The organism is Pseudomonas sp. MWU13-2862 (assembly GCF_023242495.1).
Classification (GTDB): domain Bacteria; phylum Pseudomonadota; class Gammaproteobacteria; order Pseudomonadales; family Pseudomonadaceae; genus Aquipseudomonas; species Aquipseudomonas gingeri_D.
Genome location: NZ_JALMEZ010000009.1, coordinates 151,373 through 171,055, shown reverse-complemented (window position 1 = coordinate 171,055; position 19,683 = coordinate 151,373). Strand labels below are relative to the sequence as shown.

The following is a 19,683-nucleotide window of genomic DNA, read 5'->3' as shown; positions in this document are numbered from 1 at the left end:
GGCTCAACGGAAGGCCGGCACCACCTGTTGGATAAACAGCTCCAGCGATTTCTTTTTCTCGGCGTGGGGCAGACTGTTGTCACACCAGAAGCTGAACTCGTCGACCCCCAGCTCCTGGTAATAACGGATCCGCTCGATCACTTCCTGCGGGGTGCCGATCATGGTGTTCTTGCGGATATTCTCCAGGGCGAATTCCGGCCGCTCGGCAAATTTTTCTTCCGGGCTCGGCGCCAGGAAGCCGTTGACCGGCACCTGCTTGTTGCCGAACCAGGCGTCGAAGGTCCGATAGAACTTCGAGATCGCCGTGGCCCCGACTTTCCAGCCTTCGGGATCGTCGACCGCATGCACGTGGGTGTGGCGCAGCACCATCAGTTGCGGGCGCGGCACCTCGGGATTGTTGTCCAGCGCGGCCTGGAACTTGTTCTTCAGGTCCAGCACTTCCTCGTCGCCCTTCATCAATGGCGTGACCATCACGTTGCAGCCATTGGCCACGGCGAAGTTGTGGGAGTCCGGGTCGCGGGCGGCGATCCACATCGGCGGATTGGGCTTCTGGATCGGCTTGGGCACGCTGGTGGAGGTCGGGAATTTCCAGATCTCGCCGTCGTGGGCATAGTCGCCTTGCCACAGGGCGCGCACCACCGGAACCATTTCCCGCAGCGCCTGGCCACCCGAGGAGGCGGGCATGCCGCCGGCCATGCGGTCGAACTCCACCTGGTAGGCGCCACGGGCCAGGCCGACTTCCATCCGGCCATTGCTGATCACGTCCAGCAACGCGCATTCGCCGGCGACCCGCAACGGATGCCAGAACGGCGCGATGATGGTGCCGGCGCCCAGGTGAATGGTGCTGGTCTTGGCCGCGAGATACGCCAGCAGCGGCATCGGGCTCGGCGATATGGTGTATTCCATGGCGTGGTGTTCGCCGATCCACACGGTGCTGAAGCCGCCGGCCTCGGCCATCAGGGTCAGTTCGCTGAGGTCTTCGAACAATTGGCGGTGGCTGACACTTTCGTCCCAACGCTCCATGTGGATGAAGAGGGAAAACTTCATGACGCTTACCTCGGGTCTTTTGTTGTTGGCCGGCAGGTCTGTCTGCTGATTTGTTGGTATACCATAATACTGTTTATTGCCCTTAAGCAAGGACCGCCTGCGTAGTGTTGTACTGGCTCAGGCGAGAACGGGCAGGGCGCCCATCTTGCCGTGGCAGTAGATCATCGGCCCGGCGTCCTGGCGCGGCACGATCAGGTTCTTCACCGCGCCGACCATGATCGCGTGGTCGCCCCCTTCATACTCGCGCCACAGTTCGCATTCGATGATGGCGCTGGCATTGGGCAACAGCGGGTTACCCAGTTCGCTCAAGGTCCACTGGATGCCCTGGGCCTTGTCCTTGCCTTTGCGGGCGAAGGCATAGGCCTCGCTTTGCTGGCCGCCGGACAGCACATGAATGGCAAAACGCTTGTTCTTGATCAGCACCGGATAGGAGTCGGAGCTGTAGTTGGGGCAGAACAGCACCAGGGCCGGGTCCATGGACAGGGAGCTGAAGGCGCTGGCGGTGAGGCCCACCACCTGGCCGTCGTCATCCAGGGTGGTGATCACGGTGACTCCGGACGGGAACGAGCCCATGACTTGTTTGTAGATGGCGGCATCGATCATGGGACGGTCCTCGGGTGGTTGGAGCTGCTTTTTGTAGGATTTGAGTATTATGGTATACCGTAATACCATGCATGCAAGAGCTTTTTTTCTGGTGTATTGGCTCGATACAGTCTGCCGGTGTGAAACGGCTCCACTTTTCCCTAGGTGCCGTTTAGAGTCTGTGCTTTTTGGGGGGGCGACAGGCTTTCCCCTGACTGCTTAGGGAAGAGAGTCATGCAAAGGTTTGATCGCAGTTTCGTGCCGCCGCCGAGTCTCTTGCAGGGGCCGGAGGCCAGCGCCAGCCGGCAGGCACTGGCTAGGATTTTTCTGGCGGAGCCGACAAGGAGAGCGCAGACCCGGGCCCTTGAACTGAGCCTCGATCTGGATGAGGCGTCAGTCCATGCCAGCTTGAGTCGGTTGTTTCGTGGCAAGTGTGCGTTCTGTGAACGCGCGGTCACCACCTCCCATTACCGGTTTCGTCCGGGGCCGGGGGCGATCCCTGCAGAGCGAGCACCAGATGCCCATTTGTATTACATCTGGCTGAGCAGTGCCTGGGAGAACATCTATTCCATATGCGAGGACTGTCGACCTGACCGACCGGAATACTTCCCGGTTCGGGGCAGACGCTCACCGTTACCTGGCGAACTTCAGCTTGAAACCTATGTGGCAGAGAATCAGGGTACATGGCCCGGCTATCCGCTCAAGGAGCGTCATGTCCTGCTCGATCCCTGCGAGCGCATCCGTCTCGCTGATCACCTGTCTGTCGATCTTTCGGGCGAGCTGTCCGCACTGACAGAGCGCGGGCGTGAAACGATTGCCCATTTCAAGCTCAATCGCCCTCAGTTGTTCAGGCTGCGCGGAAGAAAGCTCAAGGTTTATTTCGATGAACTGATCGACATTGGACTGCCGGCGCAAGAAGAGGGCATGTCGTCATTCCCGCCACTCCTGGACTTTGCCGCGCTGGAGTTTGGCGGTCTCTGGTATCTATTGTGCCGTCGTATCGTGTTGGAGCTTTCACCGACCCCAGTAGCGCCGCGAGCACTTTCGTCCGGACGCATTTGCGCGACGCTACGCCGGATTCTCGAAAGTCTGAGTAATGAGGACTGGTGCGGAGGGCTTGAAACCAGATTGGCGTTTCCGGTTGTGCAGAGGCTTTCCCCGACTTCGGAGCCGGCGCAGCCCTTGCCTCGGGAGTACTCGTCGCTGGCATCGATTCACTTGAGTAACTTCAAGGGCATCGAGGCGCTCGAATTGCTCATGCCTCCCACGCAAGAGACCCCAGCTTCGAGCTCGAAGCCCGCTCGACCGGCCCTGCTGATCCTCGGTGAAAACGCCGCTGGCAAAAGCTCCATCCTCGAAGCCACGGCCCTGGCGTTGTGCAGCGAAGAAGCGCGGGCACAATTGCCGGTCGACGTTGCAGCATTGCCCCTCGATCCCGAACTGCTGGGCGCGGGGCAGATGCCTCGATGCACCTCGGCTACCGTTGCCTTGACCTTCCAGGACGGCAGTCAGCGGGAATTGACCATCGCCGGTGGCGACTACTGGCTCGAAGGCACACCCGTCGCGCCACCGGTCTTTGCCTACGGTGCCTTCCGCCAATACCAGAAACAGGTGCGGCGCTACAGCCCGGGCAAATCGATCATCAACCTTTTCGACGCCACGGCCCTGTTGTCCAACCCGGAAAAATGGCTGTTGAGCCTCAAACCGGTCGAGTTCGACAGCGTGGTGCGGGCCCTGCGGGATATCCTCTCCATCGAGGGCGAGTTCGAAGTCATGGAGCGTGATGTTGAAAACCAGCGCTGCCTGATCGTCACGGCCACGGCCGGTAGCCGGACCCTGTGCCGAACCCCATTGAGCCTGGCGTCCTCAGGCTACCGCTCGGTGCTGGCCATGGTCTGCGACATCATCCAGGGCCTGATGAACCGGCGCATCAACCCTTACTTCGAGAGCCTGGAAACCGCCCAGGCGGTGGTGTTGATCGACGAGGTCGAAGCCCATCTGCACCCGCGCTGGAAAATCCAGATCATGGGCGCGTTGCGTAGCGCCTTGCCGAACGTGACCTTTATCGCCACCACCCACGACCCCCTGTGCCTGCGCGGCATGCGAGAGGGGGAGGTGATCGTCATGCAGAGGGTCGCCAGCGAGGACAATCCCGACAGTGATTGGCCGGTGATGGTGGAGCAGGTGGTCCGCCTGCCCAACGTCAGCCAACTGACCATCGAGCAACTGTTGACCTCGGACTTTTTCAGCCTCACCTCCACCGACCAGCCGGATACCGAGCGCGAGCTGGCGATGTTCGCCGATCTGCTGGCCGCCCGCGAGCAGGGCCAGTCCCTGAGCGACGCCCAGCAGCACGCCTGGAGCCGCTTCGAACGGGATATCAGCGACGCCTTGCCGGTGGGAGCCACCGAAGTCCAGCGGCTGGTACAGGAAGCGGTGGTGGAATACCTGCAGAACCGTCGACAGGTCAGTGCGCTCAAGCTCGGCGAGCTGCGTAAGGAATCCAAAAAGCGGATCCTCGCTGTCCTGGAGGGCATCTGAAGCATGCGTGCGGTCATTCGAACGATTGCCAAGGCGCCGGATGCCCTGTCCGGAGCCGACTCGCCCGCCGCCAAGGAGCTGCAAAAACTCAAGGCCTGGTTCGCCGCACCGACTGGCAACCCACCGGCTTTTGCGGTGTACAAATCCGATAGCGTCAAGAAGCAGCTTGATGAGCTGTTCCACGGCAAATGCGCCTATTGCGAGAGCTTCTTTGCCTCCACCGCGCCGGTGGATGTCGAGCACTATCGGCCCAAGGGCGCGGTGTCCGAGGACGCCAGCCATCCCGGTTACTGGTGGGTGGCCATGGACTGGGACAATCTGCTGCCCAGTTGCATCGACTGCAACCGCAAGCGCAAGCAGGTCACCCCCAGGTTGTCGGCCAAACTGCTGACCCTGCGGGACGACCGCCAGGGGTTCAACCAGGGCAGCCTGCTGCTTTCCGGCAAGAAGGACAGCTTCCCTATTCTCGGCCGGCGGGCGATGTCCGCTGCGCAGGACTTTGCCGACGAATACCCGCTGCTGCTCGACCCGTGTCGTGACAACCCCGACGAACACCTGAGGTTTCATATCGACCGGGACAACCTGATCGGCCTGGTACTGCCCAGGCCGCACACGGGGGCGGACCTTCCTGCCATGACTGATGCGGCCATGGATGGAAATCTCCAGGAAGCACTGGCCGCCGGGCTGAGCCTCAAGGGCAGCGTCTCGATTCATGTCTACGGTTTGAACCGGCTGGGCTTGGTGCAGGAGCGCACGCGTCTGTTGCGCCAGCTGGAGTTCCTGGAAATGCTCGCGCTGGAAGTGGGGACTATGGCGGATGAGCTTTTACCTGATCCCGAGGCGCCGCCCTCGGCCACGGTCGCCAGTATCGCCAAGCGCCTGTACTTCCTCCAGGACCGGATTCTCAGTGAAATGAAGCGCATGGCCCGGCCCGAGGCGCCTTATTCGGCCATGGTCCGGGCCTGGATCGAGGACTTCAAGGTCCGGCTCCAGGCCTGACTACGGTGCCGTTTCGGCGTCGCGTATGCCCTGGTGTTCGGCCACCACGCGCAAGGTCCTGAGGCTGACCATCGGTGCGTCGACCACGAACTGGTTGGCCAGCCAGGAGGGGATATCGCCGGCCGGCTCGGCTTGCAGCTCATAGGTCACGCGGGTTTGCGTGTCGCTTTCGGGGTGCATGGTCCAGGTGCCCTTCATCTGGCTGACACGGATCTGTCCCGGCACGAGGGGGACGAAGCCGGGTACCGCCTCCAGATAACGGGTCAGGCTGCCGTCGTCGGCGCGCTCGCTGTGCACATGGATCACCATGTCACGGGTTTGCGCCGGCCACGGCAGTGCAGTGGTCAGATAGACCCAGGTGTCGTCACCGTCATTTTTCAGCAGGCGCATATCGGCGCAGGCATACAGCCATTTGCAGGCGACCCGCAGGTTTTCCTGGAGGTTGCTCAGGGTGCCGACATCGGCCTTGATCCGCGTCTCGCCGCGAAAGCTCTGGTAGCGCGAGCCCGGGACGTGGCGGAGGTAGACCTGGATGCCGTCTTCGTCCTTGGCCAACTGCCAGTCCGGGGGCGCCGCCAGTGTTGTCGTGCTGAGAAGAGCACTGGCCAGCGCTGTCGCAGATAACAGGATGTTCATTCGGATCTCCGGGTTGCACGGCCGATAGTGCCTGGCTACCCGGATATAACACCTGAGCCCGGGTTTTATTCAATGGGCGCCGGCTGCTTTGTTCAGATCGCCCTCGCTCCATTGGGTATAGACGCAAGCGTCCGCGCTGGCCCAGCGTACCCGCAGTGGATCGCCGGCCTTGAGCGGCATGCCGGTGGCCGACAGCGCCTTGACCGTCATCGCCGTGCCGCCGTCGGTGACCACGCTGCAGGTCTGGCTTTCGCCGAGAAAGAGCATTTCGCCGACCTTGGCCGAGACCTCGTTCCAGCCTGCCGGCAAGGGTTCGGCGGCGGCCTGTTCGAGGCTCAGGGCCAGGGCTTTCTCCGGGCGCACCATCAGCAACAGCGGCTGCTCGCTGGAAACCCCGCTGGTCGGCCGGATCGTCAGGGGCTGTCCCTCGAAATCCCCCGCGGCATTGCCCCGGGCCTTGAGCTTGAGGAAGTTCGAGTTGCCGAGGAATGAGGCGACAAAGGCGTTCGGCGGGTTCTGGTAGAGGTCGTAGCCGCTGCCCAGGCCGACGATCTTGCCGTGACTGAAGATCGCGATGCGCTGGGACAGGCGCATGGCTTCCTCCTGGTCATGGGTCACGTAGACGATGGTGATGCCCAGCCGACGATGCAGTTGGCGCAGCTCGTCCTGCAGGTCTTCGCGCAGCTTCTTGTCCAGGGCGCCGAGGGGTTCGTCCATCAGCAGGATGCGCGGTTCGTAGACCAGCGCCCGGGCAATCGCCACACGCTGTTGCTGGCCGCCGGAGAGCTGGGAGGGGCGGCGATGGGCAAAGGTTTCGAGCTGCACCAGCTTGAGCATGGCGTCGACCCGGCGCTCGCGCTCCTCGCTGCTGAGCTTGCGCAGGGTCAGCGGGAAGGCGATGTTGTCACGCACCGACAGGTGGGGAAACAGCGAGTAACGCTGGAACACCATGCCGATATCGCGTTTGTGCGGCGGCACCTTGACCAGGGACTGTCCACCCACCAGGATTTCACCGCTGCTGGGCGTCTCGAAACCGGCCAGCATCGACAGGGTGGTGCTTTTGCCCGAGCCACTGGAGCCGAGGAAGGTGAGGAATTCACCCTCCCGGATATCCAGGGAAATATTGTCCACGGCGGCGAAGTCGCCGTAGTGCTTGTTCAGGTTGCGCAGGCTGACCAGGGGGCGGTCGGGTTGTTGCGCGGGGTCTTTGATCACGGCACTCATGTTCTACTCCTTGGCGCTCAGGCGCGAAGTTCATTGCGCCGGCGCAGGGCGGCGGCGATCACCATCACCAGCACCGACAGGGCGATCAGCAGCGTCGAAGCGACGGCGATCACCGGGGTCAGGTCCTGGCGCAGGGTGGTCCACATTTTCACGGGCAAGGTCTGCAGGGTCGGGCTGGCCATCATCACGCTCAGCACCACTTCATCCCACGACACCAGGAAGGCGAACAGCGCCCCGGCGACCATGCCGGGACGAATCGCCGGGAAGGTCACCTTGAACACCGCCTGCAGGCGCGAGGCACCGCAGATCACCGCGGCATCCTCGATCGACTGGTCGAACAGCTTCAGCGAGTTGATGATCGAGATGATGGTGAAGGGCAGCGCGACGATGACGTGGCTGACCACGAAGGCGAACAGCGTCCCCGTGTAGCCGAGTTTGAGAAACAGCGCGTACACCGCCACGGCGATGATCACCAGGGGCACGATCATCGGCAGGGTGAACAGGCCGTAGAGCAGTTCGCGGCCGGGAAAGCGTCCACGGACCAGGGCGAAGGCCGTCGGCAGGCCGAGAGCGACCGCGAAGAAGGTGGTCAGGATCGCCACCTTCAAACTGGCCAGGGCGGCGTTCATCCAGTCCGGGTTGGAAAAGAACTGGCCGTACCATTTCAGCGTCCAGCCCGGTGGCGGAAACACCAGCCATTGGGAGGAGCCGAACGACAGCAGCACGATGAACACGATCGGCAGCAGCAGGAACAGGGCGATCAGTCCGGTGGTGAGGTAGAGGCCCAGGCGCAGGCGCCGGCTCATGGCATTGGGAGTCAGGAGCATGACGGCTTACCTCGCGTTACTGGCGCCGACCGGGGATTCCGGCTGGAGCTTCAGGTAGAAGTAGAACAACACCAGGGTGATCAGCACCAGCAGGGCGGCACCGGCACTGGCCAGGCCCCAGTTGAGGAACGACTGCACCTGTTGAATGATGAACTCCGGCAACATCATGTTCTGCGCGCCGCCCAGCAGGGCCGGGGTGACGTAGTAACCCAGGGACATGACGAAGACCATCAGCCCGCCGGAAAACAGCCCCGGCCGGCACAGCGGCAGGAACACCCGCAGGAAGTTGCGCCACGGGCTGGCCCCGCAGATGGCCCCGGCCTGCAGGATCATCGGATCGATGGCCTGCATGGTCGCCTGCAACGGCAGGACGATGAACGGGATCATGATGTAGCTCATGCCGATCACCACGCCGGTCAGGTTGTGCACCATCTCCAGCGGCTGGTCGATAATGCCCATGGCCATCAATGCCTTGTTGATCACCCCGGAAGCCTGTAGCAGCACCAGCCACGAATAGGTCCGGGCCAGCAGGCTGGTCCACATCGACAGCAGCACGATATTCAGCAGCCAACGGCCCCAGCCACGGGGCACCAGGGTAATCGCCCAGGCCAGGGGAAAGCCCAGCAGCAGGCTGAACAGCGTGACCAGCCCGGCCACCGAAAAGGTGTTGAGCAGGACCCGGGCGTAGGCCGAGTTGGCGAACAGTTGCTGGTAGTTTTCAAGCCCCGGCGTGGGCTCCAGGACGCCACGCAGCAACAGGCCGATCAGTGGTGCGAGGAAAAACAGGCCGAGGAACAGCAGGGCGGGTAACAGGTTACCCGCCCCCCGCCAGCGCTGCGCATACGTGGAAGACTGCTGCATGACCGCCGCCTTGCTGCTGGCCAGGCCGGCAGCGCCAGGGGCGCTCCCGGTCGGACGGGTGTCAGGGGAAAGCGTGGCCGTCATTTTCATTTGACCAGCCATTCGTTCCACCGTGTCGCAATGGCCGGACCGTTCTTGGCCCAGTATGCGAAGTCGAGTGTGATCTGATCCTTAGCGTAGGCAGTCGGCAGGTTCGGTGCCAGTACCGAGTCCAGGCGCGCGACGCTGTCGATGTTGACCGGGGCATAGGCGGTCAGGTTGGAGAAGTCGGCCTGGCCCTTGGCGCTGCTGGCACTGGCCAGGAACTTCATGGCCGCCGCCTTGTTTTTCGTGCCTTTGGGGACGACCAGGATGTCGGCCATAACCAGGTTCTGTTTCCAGCTCACGCCCACCGCTGCGCCGTCCTGCTGCAAGGCGTAGATCCGGCCGTTCCAGAACTGTCCGATGCTCGCTTCACCGGAGGCCAGCAACTGCTGGGACTGCGCGCCGCCGCCCCACCAGACGATGTCTTTCTTGATGGTGTCGAGTTTCTTGAAGGCGCGATCCAGGTCCAGCGGGTAGAGCTTGTCGGAGGGCACGCCGTCGGCCAGCAGGGCCAACTCCAGCACGCCGGGGCTCGGCCATTTGTAGAGGGCGCGTTTGCCCGGGTAGGTCTTGGTGTCGAACAGGGCGCTCCAGTCCTGGGGCTTGCCTGCGCCCAGCTTGCCCTGGTTGTAGCCGAGGACAAAGGAGAAGTAGAACGAACCGACGCCATGGTCCGAGACGAAGCGCGGGTCGATCTTGTCGCGCTGGATCTGGCTGAAGTCCAGCGGCTCGAGCAGGCCTTCGGCGGCGGCGCGCAGGGCGAAGTCGGCTTCGACGTCGACCACGTCCCACTGCACGTTACCGCTTTCGACCATGGCCTTGAGCTTGCCGTAGTCGGTGGGGCCGTCCTGGACCACGGTGATGCCGCTGGCCTTGCTGAACGGGTCGGCCCAGGCCTGTTTCTGCGCGTCCTGGGTGCTGCCGCCCCAACTGACGAAGTTGACGCTGTCGGCGGCCATGGCGAAGGAACTGCCGATTGCCAGGAAACCCGCGAGCAATGTCGCGGTTGCACCTTTGTTCAACACCATTTTCACGCCCTCATTTGTTGTGTTTTTGAGCGGGTTGTTGATGCCCGCCTATCGGGAGCAGTAGGTCCATCGGGGCCTTTTAAGACGACCGCGCCAAGGGCTTTTATGGGTGCTTTCCCTGTCGGGGGCACTTGGCAAATATCTCCGGTCTACGGAATATCATATTATGGTATTCCAAACTTTCTGCAAGCACTTTGCCTTACCGGTGATCCGGCCTTGGCGCTTTTTTACGGGGTATCAGGGTTGCGTGAAGGGGATGCTTTCCACCACCTGCAGATCGTAGCCGGTCAGCCCGGCATATTTGAGCGGCGGCCCCAGGTGGCGCAGTTGGCCGACACCGATGTCCTGCAGTATCTGTGCCCCGGTACCGATCTGCGAATAGATCCGCGATTGCGAACGGCTGTACTGGCGCGCTGGCCGGGTCAGCTGCGGTACGCGCTCCAGCAGCGCCTGGGACGATTCGTGGTTGGCCAGCACCACGACGACGCCGCAGCCTTCCTCGGCGACCCGTTGCAGCGCCGCCCAGAGCGTCCAGTTGCTCGGCCCGTGGTAGTCGGCGCCGACCAGGTCACGCAGCGGATCGATGACGTGGACTCGCACCAGTGTCGGCGTATCGCGGCGGATATCGCCCATCACCATGGCCATATGCACGCCGCCTTCAATGCGGTCCTCGAAGGTGATCAGGCGAAACATGCCGTGCACCGTCGGCAGTTCCCGTTCGCCGATCCGCAGCACCGTGTGCTCGGTGCTGAGGCGGTAGTGGATCAGGTCGGCGATGGTGCCGATCCGGATGCCATGTTTTCGCGCAAATACTTCCAGGTCCGGGCGCCGGGCCATGCTGCCGTCATCGTTCATCACTTCGACGATCACCGAGGCGGGGGTAAAGCCGGCCAGGCGCGCCAGGTCGCAACCGGCCTCGGTGTGCCCGGCACGGGTCAGCACGCCGCCTTCCCGGGCCCGCAGGGGGAAGATATGCCCGGGCTGGACCAGGTCTTCGGCGCGGGCATCGGCGGCCACCGCGGCTTCGACGGTGCGGGCGCGGTCGGCGGCGGAAATGCCGGTGGTCACGCCTTGGGCGGCTTCGATGGACACGGTAAAGGCGGTGCTGAACGCGCTGCCGTTGCTCGGCACCATCTGTTCCAAGCCCAGGCGCCGGCAATGCTCGTCGGTCAGGGTCAGGCAGATCAGCCCGCGTGCCTCGCGGGCCATGAAGCTGATAGCCTGGGCGTTGCAACGGTCGGCGGCGATCAGCAGGTCGCCTTCGTTTTCGCGATCTTCGTCATCCACCAGCAGGACCATCTTGCCCTGGCGGTAGTCGTCGATGATGTCCTGGATACTGTCAAAGGCCATGCCGGCGCTCGCTCTGTCTGAAAGTGTGACTTATGGTATACCATAATACAAAATCAACCAGCAATGAGGTCATCGATGAAGGCTTACTGGATTGCCCATGTGGATGTCACGGACCCCGAGCAATACACCGAGTACACAAGCCGCGCCCCAGTGGTATTTGCCCGCTACGGCGGGCGCATGCTGGCACGGGGCGGGCGCGCCGAGGCCCTGGAGGGGCGGGAAACGCCACAGCGTAATGTGGTGATCGAGTTCGACTCCTACGACCAGGCGCTGGCCTGCTATCGTTCGGCGGAGTATCAGGAGGCGCGCGGGCACCGCGAAGGCGCGGCCCGGGCCGAAGTGATCATTGTCGAGGGCATGGCGCCCTGAGGGCGCTCAGCGGATAAAGTGAATCTTGCCGCTGTCGTCGTTGCCGATGTAGATGCCGTAGACCCCGGCCTGGCGTTCCTCGATGTAGCGTTCGAGGATCTGCCGGATCGCCGGGTAGTAGATGCTGTCCCAGGGGATGTCCTCGGGCGCGAAGAATTGGTAGTCCAGGGTTTCCGGCCCGAACTGGCCGGTGATCTCCAGCGCGATGGCGCGGAAGATGATGTACACCTCGCTGATCTGCGGCACGCTGAAGATCGAGTAGGGCGAGAGGATTTCCGCGCGCACGCCGCTCTCTTCCCAGACTTCCCGCAGGGCCGCCTGCTCGGTGGTCTCGCCACCTTCCATGAAGCCCGCCGGCAGGGTCCAGGTGCCGGGCCGTGGCGGGATCGCCCGTTGGCACAGCAGGTACTTGCCGTCGCGCTCGATGATGCAGCCGGCGATGATCTTCGGGTTGACGTAGTGGATGTAGCCGCAGCCCGCGCACATCAGGCGTTCATGGGTATCGCCCGGCGGCACTTGCCGAGCGAGGTCGGCGACGCCGCACTGCGGGCAGAAGCGCGGGCTGGGCATGTCAGCGGCCCATACGGGGTTCTTTGAGGGCGATGGGCGCGGTGATCTCGGGGGCCGGGCCGGTTTCGTCCTGCTTGCGCTTGAGGTATTCCAGCGCCACCTTGGCCGCCGCGCGCACGTGGTCGACCGAGGCCTGGTGGGCGGCCAGCGGGTCGCCGCTCTTGATGGCCTCGACGATGCGTTCCATTTCCTGGTTGCTGGCGCCGCGCCGGTTTTCCTGGGACACCGAGGTGGCCCGCAGGTAGCTGATCCGGGCCTGCAACTGGCGCAACTGGGTGGCCGCGGCACGGTTGCCCGAGCCTTCGAGCAGGACGTCGTAGAAACCCTGCACCGAATCGATGACCTGCTGCAGCTCGCCGTCCTTGAGGGTCTTGCGATTGACTTCGAGGGCCTTTTCCAGGGCCTTGATGTCCTTGGCCTTGGCCCGCAGGGTGAACAGCTGGACGATCAGGCCCTCCAGCACACAGCGCAGTTCGTAGATATCGACCGCATCGTCCAGGGTGATGATGGCGACGCTCGGCCCCTTGGCATCGGCAAACGCCACCAGGCCTTCGGACTCGAGGTGGCGCAGGGCTTCGCGCACGGAGGTGCGGCTGACGCCGAGGCGCTCGCAGAGGTCGCGCTCGACCAGGCGGTCCCCCGGCATGAGTTGGAAGTTCATGATGGCGCTTCGCAGCTTGTCCAGCACGATTTCGCGCAGGGTAACGGGGTTGCGATTGACCTTGAAGCTGTCGTCGAGTGGCAGGCGTTTCATGGGATCCGCTCTAAAAGTTCGTGGGGCCGATCGAGGGCCGAAATCACCGGCAAGCTTATCATGCGCCGTTCATCCGCGTCGGCTCGCGCCGTGGCAAAACCTCAGGCCAGCGCGGGCAGCGGGCCGAGCTTGCCCTTGTGGTAGATCATCGGCGTCACCGCTTGCTCGGGCAGGATCAGGTTCTTGACCGCGCCGACGATGATGGCGTGATCGCCGCCGTCGTATTCGCGCCACAGTTCGCACTCGATGATGGCGGTGGCCTTGTCCAGCAGCGGGTTGCCCAGGGCGCTCAGGTGCCAGGCGATCCCCTTGGCCTTGTCCTTGCCTTTGCCGGCGAATGCGTAGGCTTCGGCGGTCTGGTCGGCGGACAGCAGGTGAATCGCGAACTGCTTGCTGTCCCGCAGGATCGGGTAGGTGTCCGAGGCGTAGTTGGGGCAGAACAGCACCAGCGCCGGGTCGATGGACAGGGCGCTGAAGGCACTGGCGGTGATGCCGACGATGCCCCCCTCGGCGTCCAGGGTGGTGACCACCGTGACGCCCGACGGGAAGGAGCCCATGACTTCTTTGTAGATACCGGGTTCGATCATCTCGTTTGTCTCCTAGCGCATCACGAAGGGGTCGGGCATGGGGGCTGACGAGAGGTTGATCCACACCGTTTTCAGCTCGGTATAGGCCAGCACCGAATCGATGCCGCTCTCGCGACCGTAGCCGCTGTTCTTGAAACCGCCGATGGGTGCCATGGCCGAGACCGCGCGGTAGGTGTTGACCCAGATGATCCCGGAGCGGATGTCCCGGGCCAGGCGATGGGCGCGGCCCAGGTCGCGGGTCCAGATGCCGGCGGCGAGGCCGAACTGCGAGTCGTTGGCGATGGCCAGGGCCTCGGCCTCATCCTTGAAACGGATCACCGAAGCCACCGGACCGAAGACTTCCTCCTGCATGATCTTCATCGAGTTGCGGTCGCACTCGAACAGGGTCGGCTCGTAGAACCAGCCGTTACCCAGGTTCGGCGGGCGCTTGCCGCCCAGGCGCAGGCGCGCGCCCTCGGCCAGGGCGTCGGCCACCAGGCCTTCGACCACGGCCAGTTGCTGCGCGGTGGCCATGGGGCCCATCTCGCTGGCGTCGTCCTGCGGGTTGCCGATGCGAATGCGCCGGGCGCGTGCCACCAGGCGCTCGACGAATTCGTCATAGATGTCGTCCTGGACCAGCAGCCGTGAACCTGAGACGCAACTCTGGCCGGACGCCGCGTAGATCCCGGCAATGGCACCGTTGATCGCGCTGTCCAGGTCGGCATCGGCAAAGATGATGTTCGGCGACTTGCCGCCCAGTTCCAGGGACAGCTTGGCGAAGTTCTCGGCGCTGCTACGCACCACATGGCGGGCGGTGGCCGCGCCGCCGGTGAAGGCGATCTTGCGCACCAAAGGGTGGCGGGTCAGGGCGGCACCGGTGCTTGCGCCGTAACCGGTGATGACATTGACCACGCCGGGCGGAATGCCGGCTTCCAGGGCCAGGCGCGCCAGTTCCAGGACGGTGGCCGAGGCGTGCTCGGAAGGTTTGAGCACGATGGTGTTGCCCGCCGCGAGGGCCGGTGCCAGTTTGATCGCGGTCAGGTAGAGCGGGCTGTTCCAGGGGATGATCGCGGCGACCACGCCCATGGGTTCGTGCACGGTGTAGGCGAACAGGTCCGGCTTGTCCAGCGGCAGGGTGCCGCCTTCGAGTTTGTCGGCCAGGCCCGCGGTGTAATGGAAGAACTCCGGCAGGTAGCTGACCTGGCCGCGGGTTTCGCGGATCAGCTTGCCGTTGTCGCGGCTTTCCAGTTGGGCCAGGCGCTCCTTGTTTTCCGCGATCAGATCGCCGAGGCGACGCAGCAGCTTGCCCCGGGCGGTGGCACTGAGGCCACGCCAGGTCGGGTTGTCGAAAGCCCGTTGCGCGGCCTGGACCGCGCGCTCGACATCGGCTTCGCCGGCGTCGGGCAACTGTGCCCAGGGTTCGGCCAGGGCCGGGTCGAGGCTGTCGAAGGTCTGGCCGGACAGGGCATCGACCCATTCACCGTCGATGCACATCTGGAAGCGGGTGAGTGTCATGCAACGATCCCCTTTATCTGGTTTTGTCGGGCGTGGGCGTTGGCGAGGAAGTCCAGCAGCACCTGGTTGACCAGGCGCGGCGACTCCACGGGCATCATATGCCGTTGCTCGGCGAGCACGGCAACCGTGGCGCCGGGAATACGTTCGGCCAATTGGCGGGCCATTTCCGGGGTCGACCCCGGGTCCAGCTCACCGGTGGCGATCAGGGTCGGCACCTGAATGCCGCCCAGATCCTCGGCACGGTACATGTCCTGGGTGGCGAACAGTTCATAGGTGGTCAGGTAACCTTGTGGGTCATTGTCCGCCAACGTCTGGCGCAGGGCGGCGATTTGCGCGGGATTGGCCGCCTGGTATTCGCGGCTGAACCAGCGCGACAGCGCGGCTTCGGCGTTGGCGTCCGGTCCGTGCTCGGCGGCCTGGGCGGTGCGGGCGATAACGCCGGCGCGCTGTTCGGCGCTGCGATTGAACACGCTATTGAGCACCACCAGGGCTTGCAGACGTTGCGGGTAGTGCAAGGCAAACGCCCGCGCTACCAGCCCGCCCATGGAAAAGCCGATCACGCTTGCCTGGGGCAATTGCAGATGGTCGAGCAGCTCCAGCAACTGGTCGGCATAGCCGAGCAGCGGGGTGCCGCTGGCCGGGCGCGGGCTGGCGCCGTGGCCGAGCATGTCGTAGGTGATCACGCGGTACGTCGTGGCCAGGCCAACGATCTGGCCGCCCCACATTTCTTTATTCAGGCCCACGCCGTGGATCAAGACCACAGGCTGGCCTTGGCCGGTCGCCAGGTAACTGGTGCCAGCCGGGGTGCGTTCAGCGGTGAGCCGAATCATGGAGCGCTCCTGCCTTTCTTATTGATTACCGCGCTTTCTCTGCGGCCAGTTCTTCCAGGTCGATATAGCGGTTGCCGATGCGCGGGTGCAGGCGACCACCGTCGGCGCAACCGAGCACGACGACGATCTCGTCGGCGCGCGGAGCGTCTTCGATGCGCATTTCCAGGGTGATGTAGTGCGAGCGCAGGCCTTCGTCGTCCTTGTGCATCATCGGGATCTGGATCGAGGTGCCGGGGCCGCCGCGCTTGTTGGTGAAGCTCAGGTAGCTTTTGGCCTGGACCGCCTCGCGGTAGTGGTTGCCGAAGCGCAGGGTGTGGATCACCGCCGAGGCATGTTCGATTTCACCGTCGGCGCCGACTACTGCGGCCTTGCCGTAAGCCTCGATCTTGTCGGCACCGCCGATGGCGGCCACCAGGCGCTCGACCATCATGGCGCCGAGGTCGGAGCAGTGGGCGCGGATTTCCGGTTTCAGGTCTTCGACGAAACCCCGACCCAGCCAGGGGTTTTTCATCACCACGGCGAGGCCGATCATGGTCACCGGTTTGTCCGCGGCCTTGCCGCCTTCGATCAGGGTCTGTTCGGAATAGCTGACGATCTTGCGGATTTCGAAACTCATAGGGGGGGCTCCTGGGTGCACGTTTATCATATGGTATGATGGTATACCATAATATTGAGCGTGCAAGCCCCTTCATGAAAGTTTGTCTGCGTCTGTTCTCTCGATCGCGCCGCAAAACCTGTAGGCGCCGGCCTGCCGGCGATGAGGCCGGCAAGTCTTGCATCGATCTTGCGGACGCCATCGCCGGCAGGCCGGCTCCTACAGGGGGGGGGGTGCTGTTTTAACGGCAGCCGGTCAGCGTGACCTTGCAGGTCGAGGGCGTTCCGCCCGACTCGGCGGCATAGCGCTGGCAGTTACCCATGGCCTTGACGCTGGCGCTTTTCACGTTCGGCCCCCACGCCAATCCGCCATCTCCCTGCGTCGGCACAGCCTTGGCGTAGCAGGCGTAACCGCCGACCGGGGTTTGCGAACCTCTCCCCGAACAACCGGCGATCATTGAAAAACTGATCGCCAGCACCAGCAGGCAGAACAGGGACGGGGCGTTGCGTGAAGCTTGTACGTTCATGGCTGTGTCGCTATTGCAGGTTAAGTCCCGCCTATTGTCCCGCCTTATTGATGGCTCGGATAGTCCCGTTGCAAGGCCAGGTTCAGGGTCAGCACATTGACCCGCGATTCACCGAACACCCCCAGCGCCGGCGCCTGGGTATTGGCCTGGACCAACGCCAGCACGTTATCCAGCGGTGCGCCGCGTTGTTGCGCCACGCGGGTGGCCTGCAAGGCGGCATTGGCCGGGCTGATGTCCGGGTCCAGGCCGGAGGCCGAGGTGGTCAGCATATCGGCGGGCAGGGTCTGGCCGGCCAGTTCCGGCTGGGACTGCTCCAGGGCATGCCGGTCGGCGGTCAGCCGATCGCTCAAGGCCTGGCTGGTCGGCCCCAGGTTGGAGCCCGAGGAACTGGCGGCGTTATAGGGCGATGGCACGGTTTTCAGCGGGTCCTTGGGATCGGTGTCGGTGGTGGCCGATGGTCGCCCATGGAACCACTGTGGGGCATCCCATTGCTGGCCGATCAGCGCCGAGCCGATGACCTGGCCCTCTGGGTTTTTCACCAGGCTGCCATTGGCCTGGGCGGGAAACAGCAGTTGCCCGATCCCGGTGACGGCAAAGGGGTAGGCCAGGCCGCACAGCACGAAGGTGACGGCTGTAACACGCAGGGCCGGTGACAAGAACTTGATCATGATCAGATCCTCCTACAGGAAGGGCGCCAGGCACAGGTCGATCAGCTTGATGCCGATAAAGGGCGCAATCAGCCCGCCGACGCCGTATACCAGCAAGTTGCGATAGAACATGGTTTCCGCGCTCTTGGGCATGAAGTTGACTCCGCGCAAGGCCAGGGGAATCAGCGCCGGAATGATCAGCGCGTTGAAAATCAGTGCCGAGAGGATCGCGCTTTGCGGCGTGGCCAGGTGCATCAGGTTCAACGCCGCCAGGCCCGGCAGGGCGACCATGAACAGCGCCGGCAGAATGGCGAAGTACTTGGCCACGTCATTGGCGATGGAAAAGGTCGTCAGGGCACCGCGGGTGATCAGCATGCGCTTGCCGATGGTGACCAGGTCCAGCAGCTTGGTCGGGTCGGAGTCCAGGTCGATGATATTCGCCGCCTCCTTGGCCGGCATGGTCCCGGTGTACATGGCCAGGCCGACATCCGCCTGGGCCAGGGCCGGGGCGTCGTTGGTGCCGTCGCCGGTCATGGCCACCAGGTGTCCGGCCGCCTGTTCACTGCGGATCAGCTTGAGCTTGTCCTCGGGGGTGGCCTGGGCGACGAAATCGTCGAGGCCGGCCTGGGCGGCGATCACACTGGCGGTGGTCGGGTTGTCGCCGGTGACCATTACCGTGCGGATGCCCATGGCCCGCAGTTGTGCGGCCCGCTCGCGGATTCCTGGCTTGAGTACGTCGGACAGGTTGATGATGCCGAGGATCCGCCCGTCGATGGCCACCGCCAGGGGCGTCGCGCCTTGCTGGCTGACGCCGAGGGCCAGGCGCTCGAGGTCGGCGGGAATCTCGCTGCCGTAGCTGTCCCTGACGTAGTTGACCAGGGAATCCACCGCGCCCTTGCGCACCACGCGCCCGTCGGCCAGATCGGAACCGCTCATGCGGGTTTGTGCCGAGAAGTCCATGCCGATGGCTTCTTCCAGCCGGCTTTCTTCATGGACACCCAGGCTCTTGGCATAGGCGGTGGTGGACTTGCCTTCCGGGGTGCTGTCGAACAGCGAGGCGAGGTAAGCCCCCTGTTGCAGCTCCTGGCGGGTGACACCCTTGACCGGCAGCAGCTCGGTGGCCTGGCGATTGCCGATGGTGATGGTGCCGGTCTTGTCCAGCAGCAGGGTGTTGACGTCGCCGGCGGCCTCCACCGCCTTGCCGGACATCGCCAGCATATTGAAGCGCAGCGTGCGGTCGATCCCGGCAATACCGATGGCCGAGAGCAGGGCGCCGATGGTGGTGGGGATCAGCGCGACGATCAGGGCCACCAGGTCGGCGACGTTGATCTGCGCATTGAGGTAGCTCGCCACCGGGGCGATGGCCGTGACCACGATCACGAAGATCAGGGTCAGCACCGAGAGCAGCACCGTCAGCGCGATCTCGTTCGGGGTCTTCTGCCGTTTGGCGCCTTCTACCAGGCTGATCATGCGGTCGAGAAAGGTGTTGCCGGGCGACGCGGTGACCAGGATCACCAACGAGTCGGAGATCACCTTGGTCCCGCCGGTGACCGTGGAGTTGACGTCCGAACCGGACTCCTTGATCACCGGTGCGGATTCGCCAGTGATCATCGACTCGTCGACATAAGCCGCGCCTTCGACCACTTCGCCGTCCATGGGAATCAGTTCGCCGCGGTTGACCTTGACCAGGTCGTCCTTGCGCAACGATGCAGCGGACACCAATTCCTGGCGACCGTCAGAGAGCAGCCGGGTGGCATTGAGCTGCGTGGTGGTGTGGCGCAACGAAGCGGCCTTGGCCTTGCCACGGCCCTCGGCCATGGCTTCGGCGAGGTTGGCGAACCACACCGTGATAAACAGGATGAAGGTCACCACGCCGTTGTACAGCGACGTGGCATTCGATGGTCCGAACAGTTGCGGGTTGATCGTCAGCGCAGCGGTCACCAGGGTGCCGATCCAGACCACGAACATGACCGGGTTCTTGATCTGCACCCGTGGATCGAACTTTTTCAGCGGTTCGACCAGGATCAGCCGCAGACGCTCCTGCCGGCTCTCCGCGCGCGGCGCCTTGCGGGCCGCAACCGGGGTCGACAGCGGGGCCAGTGGCAATGCTTTTTCAACTTTCATCTCAGTCT

Annotated in this window: 20 protein-coding genes; 3 read left to right on the top strand and 17 right to left on the bottom strand. The window is 63.7% G+C overall.

From position 1 onward, the window contains the following. Window positions 1-3 precede the first annotated feature (3 nt). A complete protein-coding gene (locus M5C56_RS17830) occupies window positions 4-1,047 on the bottom strand; it encodes an LLM class flavin-dependent oxidoreductase (protein WP_247263227.1) in 1,044 nt (347 codons plus the stop codon). A 117-nt stretch (window positions 1,048-1,164) separates the two neighbouring features. Continuing rightward, the gene (locus tag M5C56_RS17825) at window positions 1,165-1,650 is read right to left on the bottom strand and encodes a flavin reductase family protein (protein WP_103494610.1); all 486 of its coding nucleotides are present in this window, start codon (window positions 1,648-1,650) and stop codon (window positions 1,165-1,167) included. Between the two features lie 213 nt (window positions 1,651-1,863). Here M5C56_RS17825 and M5C56_RS17820 point away from each other — a divergent pair, with 213 nt between their 5' ends. Both M5C56_RS17820 and M5C56_RS17815 read left to right on the top strand, forming a co-directional pair. Continuing rightward, window positions 1,864-4,170 (top strand): AAA family ATPase, encoded by a 2,307-nt coding sequence (locus tag M5C56_RS17820; protein ID WP_247263228.1) that lies wholly within the window; start codon window positions 1,864-1,866, stop codon window positions 4,168-4,170. 3 nt (window positions 4,171-4,173) lie between these two features. Then, window positions 4,174-5,169 carry an endonuclease gene (locus M5C56_RS17815; protein WP_103494612.1) on the top strand — a complete coding sequence of 332 codons (996 nt, stop codon included), beginning with the start codon at window positions 4,174-4,176 and terminating at the stop codon, window positions 5,167-5,169. On the opposite strand, the gene M5C56_RS17810 is transcribed toward M5C56_RS17815, so the two are convergent. The 6 genes from M5C56_RS17810 to ribBA all read right to left on the bottom strand — a co-directional run bounded on the left by M5C56_RS17810 (window position 5,170) and on the right by ribBA (window position 11,179). Next, on the bottom strand, window positions 5,170-5,805 hold the full coding sequence (locus M5C56_RS17810) for an START domain-containing protein (protein ID WP_103494613.1): 636 nt from the start codon (window positions 5,803-5,805) through the stop codon (window positions 5,170-5,172). A gap of 69 nt (window positions 5,806-5,874) precedes the next feature. Next, window positions 5,875-7,029 carry an ABC transporter ATP-binding protein gene (locus M5C56_RS17805; protein ID WP_103494614.1) on the bottom strand — a complete coding sequence of 385 codons (1,155 nt, stop codon included), beginning with the start codon at window positions 7,027-7,029 and terminating at the stop codon, window positions 5,875-5,877. Window positions 7,030-7,046: 17 nt separating this feature from the next. Further along, window positions 7,047-7,856 carry an ABC transporter permease gene (locus tag M5C56_RS17800; protein WP_103494615.1) on the bottom strand — a complete coding sequence of 270 codons (810 nt, stop codon included), beginning with the start codon at window positions 7,854-7,856 and terminating at the stop codon, window positions 7,047-7,049. Window positions 7,857-7,862: 6 nt separating this feature from the next. After that, the gene (locus M5C56_RS17795; RefSeq protein WP_177098891.1) at window positions 7,863-8,807 is read right to left on the bottom strand and encodes an ABC transporter permease; all 945 of its coding nucleotides are present in this window, start codon (window positions 8,805-8,807) and stop codon (window positions 7,863-7,865) included. Then, window positions 8,804-9,829, bottom strand: coding sequence for an ABC transporter substrate-binding protein (locus M5C56_RS17790; protein ID WP_103494617.1), 1,026 nt, complete (start codon window positions 9,827-9,829; stop codon window positions 8,804-8,806). The genes M5C56_RS17795 and M5C56_RS17790 overlap by 4 nt, the downstream gene beginning before the upstream one ends. Window positions 9,830-10,066: 237 nt before the next feature. Then, on the bottom strand, window positions 10,067-11,179 hold the full coding sequence (ribBA, locus tag M5C56_RS17785) for a bifunctional 3,4-dihydroxy-2-butanone-4-phosphate synthase/GTP cyclohydrolase II (protein WP_103494618.1): 1,113 nt from the start codon (window positions 11,177-11,179) through the stop codon (window positions 10,067-10,069). Between the two features lie 75 nt (window positions 11,180-11,254). On the opposite strand from ribBA, the gene M5C56_RS17780 reads away from it, so the two are divergent. Continuing rightward, complete coding sequence (locus tag M5C56_RS17780; protein WP_103494619.1) at window positions 11,255-11,548, top strand: DUF1330 domain-containing protein; 294 nt, start codon at window positions 11,255-11,257, stop codon at window positions 11,546-11,548. Between the two features lie 6 nt (window positions 11,549-11,554). On the opposite strand, the gene M5C56_RS17775 is transcribed toward M5C56_RS17780, so the two are convergent. The 9 genes from M5C56_RS17775 to kdpB all read right to left on the bottom strand — a co-directional run bounded on the left by M5C56_RS17775 (window position 11,555) and on the right by kdpB (window position 19,675). Then, window positions 11,555-12,118, bottom strand: coding sequence for an NUDIX hydrolase (locus M5C56_RS17775; RefSeq protein ID WP_103494620.1), 564 nt, complete (start codon window positions 12,116-12,118; stop codon window positions 11,555-11,557). Between the two features lies 1 nt (window position 12,119). Then, the gene (locus tag M5C56_RS17770) at window positions 12,120-12,872 is read right to left on the bottom strand and encodes a GntR family transcriptional regulator (protein ID WP_100943754.1); all 753 of its coding nucleotides are present in this window, start codon (window positions 12,870-12,872) and stop codon (window positions 12,120-12,122) included. A gap of 101 nt (window positions 12,873-12,973) precedes the next feature. Then, a complete protein-coding gene (locus M5C56_RS17765) occupies window positions 12,974-13,459 on the bottom strand; it encodes a flavin reductase family protein (protein WP_103494621.1) in 486 nt (161 codons plus the stop codon). Window positions 13,460-13,471: 12 nt separating this feature from the next. Beyond that, entirely contained in the window at window positions 13,472-14,953 is a 1,482-nt protein-coding gene (locus M5C56_RS17760) for an aldehyde dehydrogenase (protein WP_103494622.1), read from the bottom strand. After that, window positions 14,950-15,783, bottom strand: coding sequence for an alpha/beta fold hydrolase (locus M5C56_RS17755; protein WP_103494623.1), 834 nt, complete (start codon window positions 15,781-15,783; stop codon window positions 14,950-14,952). Before M5C56_RS17755 ends, M5C56_RS17760 begins: the two co-directional genes overlap by 4 nt. A 25-nt stretch (window positions 15,784-15,808) precedes the next feature. Continuing rightward, window positions 15,809-16,399, bottom strand: a complete 591-nt coding sequence (locus M5C56_RS17750; protein ID WP_103494624.1) for an amino acid synthesis family protein — start codon at window positions 16,397-16,399, stop codon at window positions 15,809-15,811. A gap of 220 nt (window positions 16,400-16,619) precedes the next feature. Then, window positions 16,620-16,904 carry a hypothetical protein gene (locus M5C56_RS17745; protein WP_103494625.1) on the bottom strand — a complete coding sequence of 95 codons (285 nt, stop codon included), beginning with the start codon at window positions 16,902-16,904 and terminating at the stop codon, window positions 16,620-16,622. Window positions 16,905-16,948: 44 nt separating this feature from the next. Beyond that, window positions 16,949-17,572: a potassium-transporting ATPase subunit KdpC gene (gene kdpC, locus M5C56_RS17740; protein WP_103494626.1), complete on the bottom strand. Its 624-nt coding sequence runs from the start codon at window positions 17,570-17,572 to the stop codon at window positions 16,949-16,951. A 12-nt stretch (window positions 17,573-17,584) separates the two neighbouring features. Further along, window positions 17,585-19,675, bottom strand: coding sequence for a potassium-transporting ATPase subunit KdpB (gene kdpB, locus M5C56_RS17735; protein ID WP_103494627.1), 2,091 nt, complete (start codon window positions 19,673-19,675; stop codon window positions 17,585-17,587). Between the last annotated feature and the right edge of the window lie 8 nt (window positions 19,676-19,683).

What these genes read in the sequence shown, in the direction of transcription:
- M5C56_RS17775 (WP_103494620.1), bottom strand. Translation starts at nt 12,118, where the DNA reads ATGCCCAGCCCGCGCTTCTGCCCGCAGTGCGGCGTCGCCGACCTCGCT.
- M5C56_RS17770 (WP_100943754.1), bottom strand. Translation starts at nt 12,872, where the DNA reads ATGAAACGCCTGCCACTCGACGACAGCTTCAAGGTCAATCGCAACCCC.
- M5C56_RS17750 (WP_103494624.1), bottom strand. Translation starts at nt 16,399, where the DNA reads ATGAGTTTCGAAATCCGCAAGATCGTCAGCTATTCCGAACAGACCCTG.
- M5C56_RS17790 (WP_103494617.1), bottom strand. Translation starts at nt 9,829, where the DNA reads ATGGTGTTGAACAAAGGTGCAACCGCGACATTGCTCGCGGGTTTCCTG.
- kdpB (WP_103494627.1), bottom strand. Translation starts at nt 19,675, where the DNA reads ATGAAAGTTGAAAAAGCATTGCCACTGGCCCCGCTGTCGACCCCGGTT.
- M5C56_RS17810 (WP_103494613.1), bottom strand. Translation starts at nt 5,805, where the DNA reads ATGAACATCCTGTTATCTGCGACAGCGCTGGCCAGTGCTCTTCTCAGC.
- M5C56_RS17780 (WP_103494619.1), top strand. Translation starts at nt 11,255, where the DNA reads ATGAAGGCTTACTGGATTGCCCATGTGGATGTCACGGACCCCGAGCAA.
- M5C56_RS17755 (WP_103494623.1), bottom strand. Translation starts at nt 15,783, where the DNA reads ATGATTCGGCTCACCGCTGAACGCACCCCGGCTGGCACCAGTTACCTG.
- M5C56_RS17795 (WP_177098891.1), bottom strand. Translation starts at nt 8,807, where the DNA reads ATGAAAATGACGGCCACGCTTTCCCCTGACACCCGTCCGACCGGGAGC.
- M5C56_RS17765 (WP_103494621.1), bottom strand. Translation starts at nt 13,459, where the DNA reads ATGATCGAACCCGGTATCTACAAAGAAGTCATGGGCTCCTTCCCGTCG.
- M5C56_RS17825 (WP_103494610.1), bottom strand. Translation starts at nt 1,650, where the DNA reads ATGATCGATGCCGCCATCTACAAACAAGTCATGGGCTCGTTCCCGTCC.
- M5C56_RS17760 (WP_103494622.1), bottom strand. Translation starts at nt 14,953, where the DNA reads ATGACACTCACCCGCTTCCAGATGTGCATCGACGGTGAATGGGTCGAT.
- kdpC (WP_103494626.1), bottom strand. Translation starts at nt 17,572, where the DNA reads ATGATCAAGTTCTTGTCACCGGCCCTGCGTGTTACAGCCGTCACCTTC.
- M5C56_RS17805 (WP_103494614.1), bottom strand. Translation starts at nt 7,029, where the DNA reads ATGAGTGCCGTGATCAAAGACCCCGCGCAACAACCCGACCGCCCCCTG.
- M5C56_RS17800 (WP_103494615.1), bottom strand. Translation starts at nt 7,856, where the DNA reads ATGCTCCTGACTCCCAATGCCATGAGCCGGCGCCTGCGCCTGGGCCTC.
- M5C56_RS17745 (WP_103494625.1), bottom strand. Translation starts at nt 16,904, where the DNA reads ATGAACGTACAAGCTTCACGCAACGCCCCGTCCCTGTTCTGCCTGCTG.
- M5C56_RS17830 (WP_247263227.1), bottom strand. Translation starts at nt 1,047, where the DNA reads ATGAAGTTTTCCCTCTTCATCCACATGGAGCGTTGGGACGAAAGTGTC.
- M5C56_RS17815 (WP_103494612.1), top strand. Translation starts at nt 4,174, where the DNA reads ATGCGTGCGGTCATTCGAACGATTGCCAAGGCGCCGGATGCCCTGTCC.
- ribBA (WP_103494618.1), bottom strand. Translation starts at nt 11,179, where the DNA reads ATGGCCTTTGACAGTATCCAGGACATCATCGACGACTACCGCCAGGGC.
- M5C56_RS17820 (WP_247263228.1), top strand. Translation starts at nt 1,864, where the DNA reads ATGCAAAGGTTTGATCGCAGTTTCGTGCCGCCGCCGAGTCTCTTGCAG.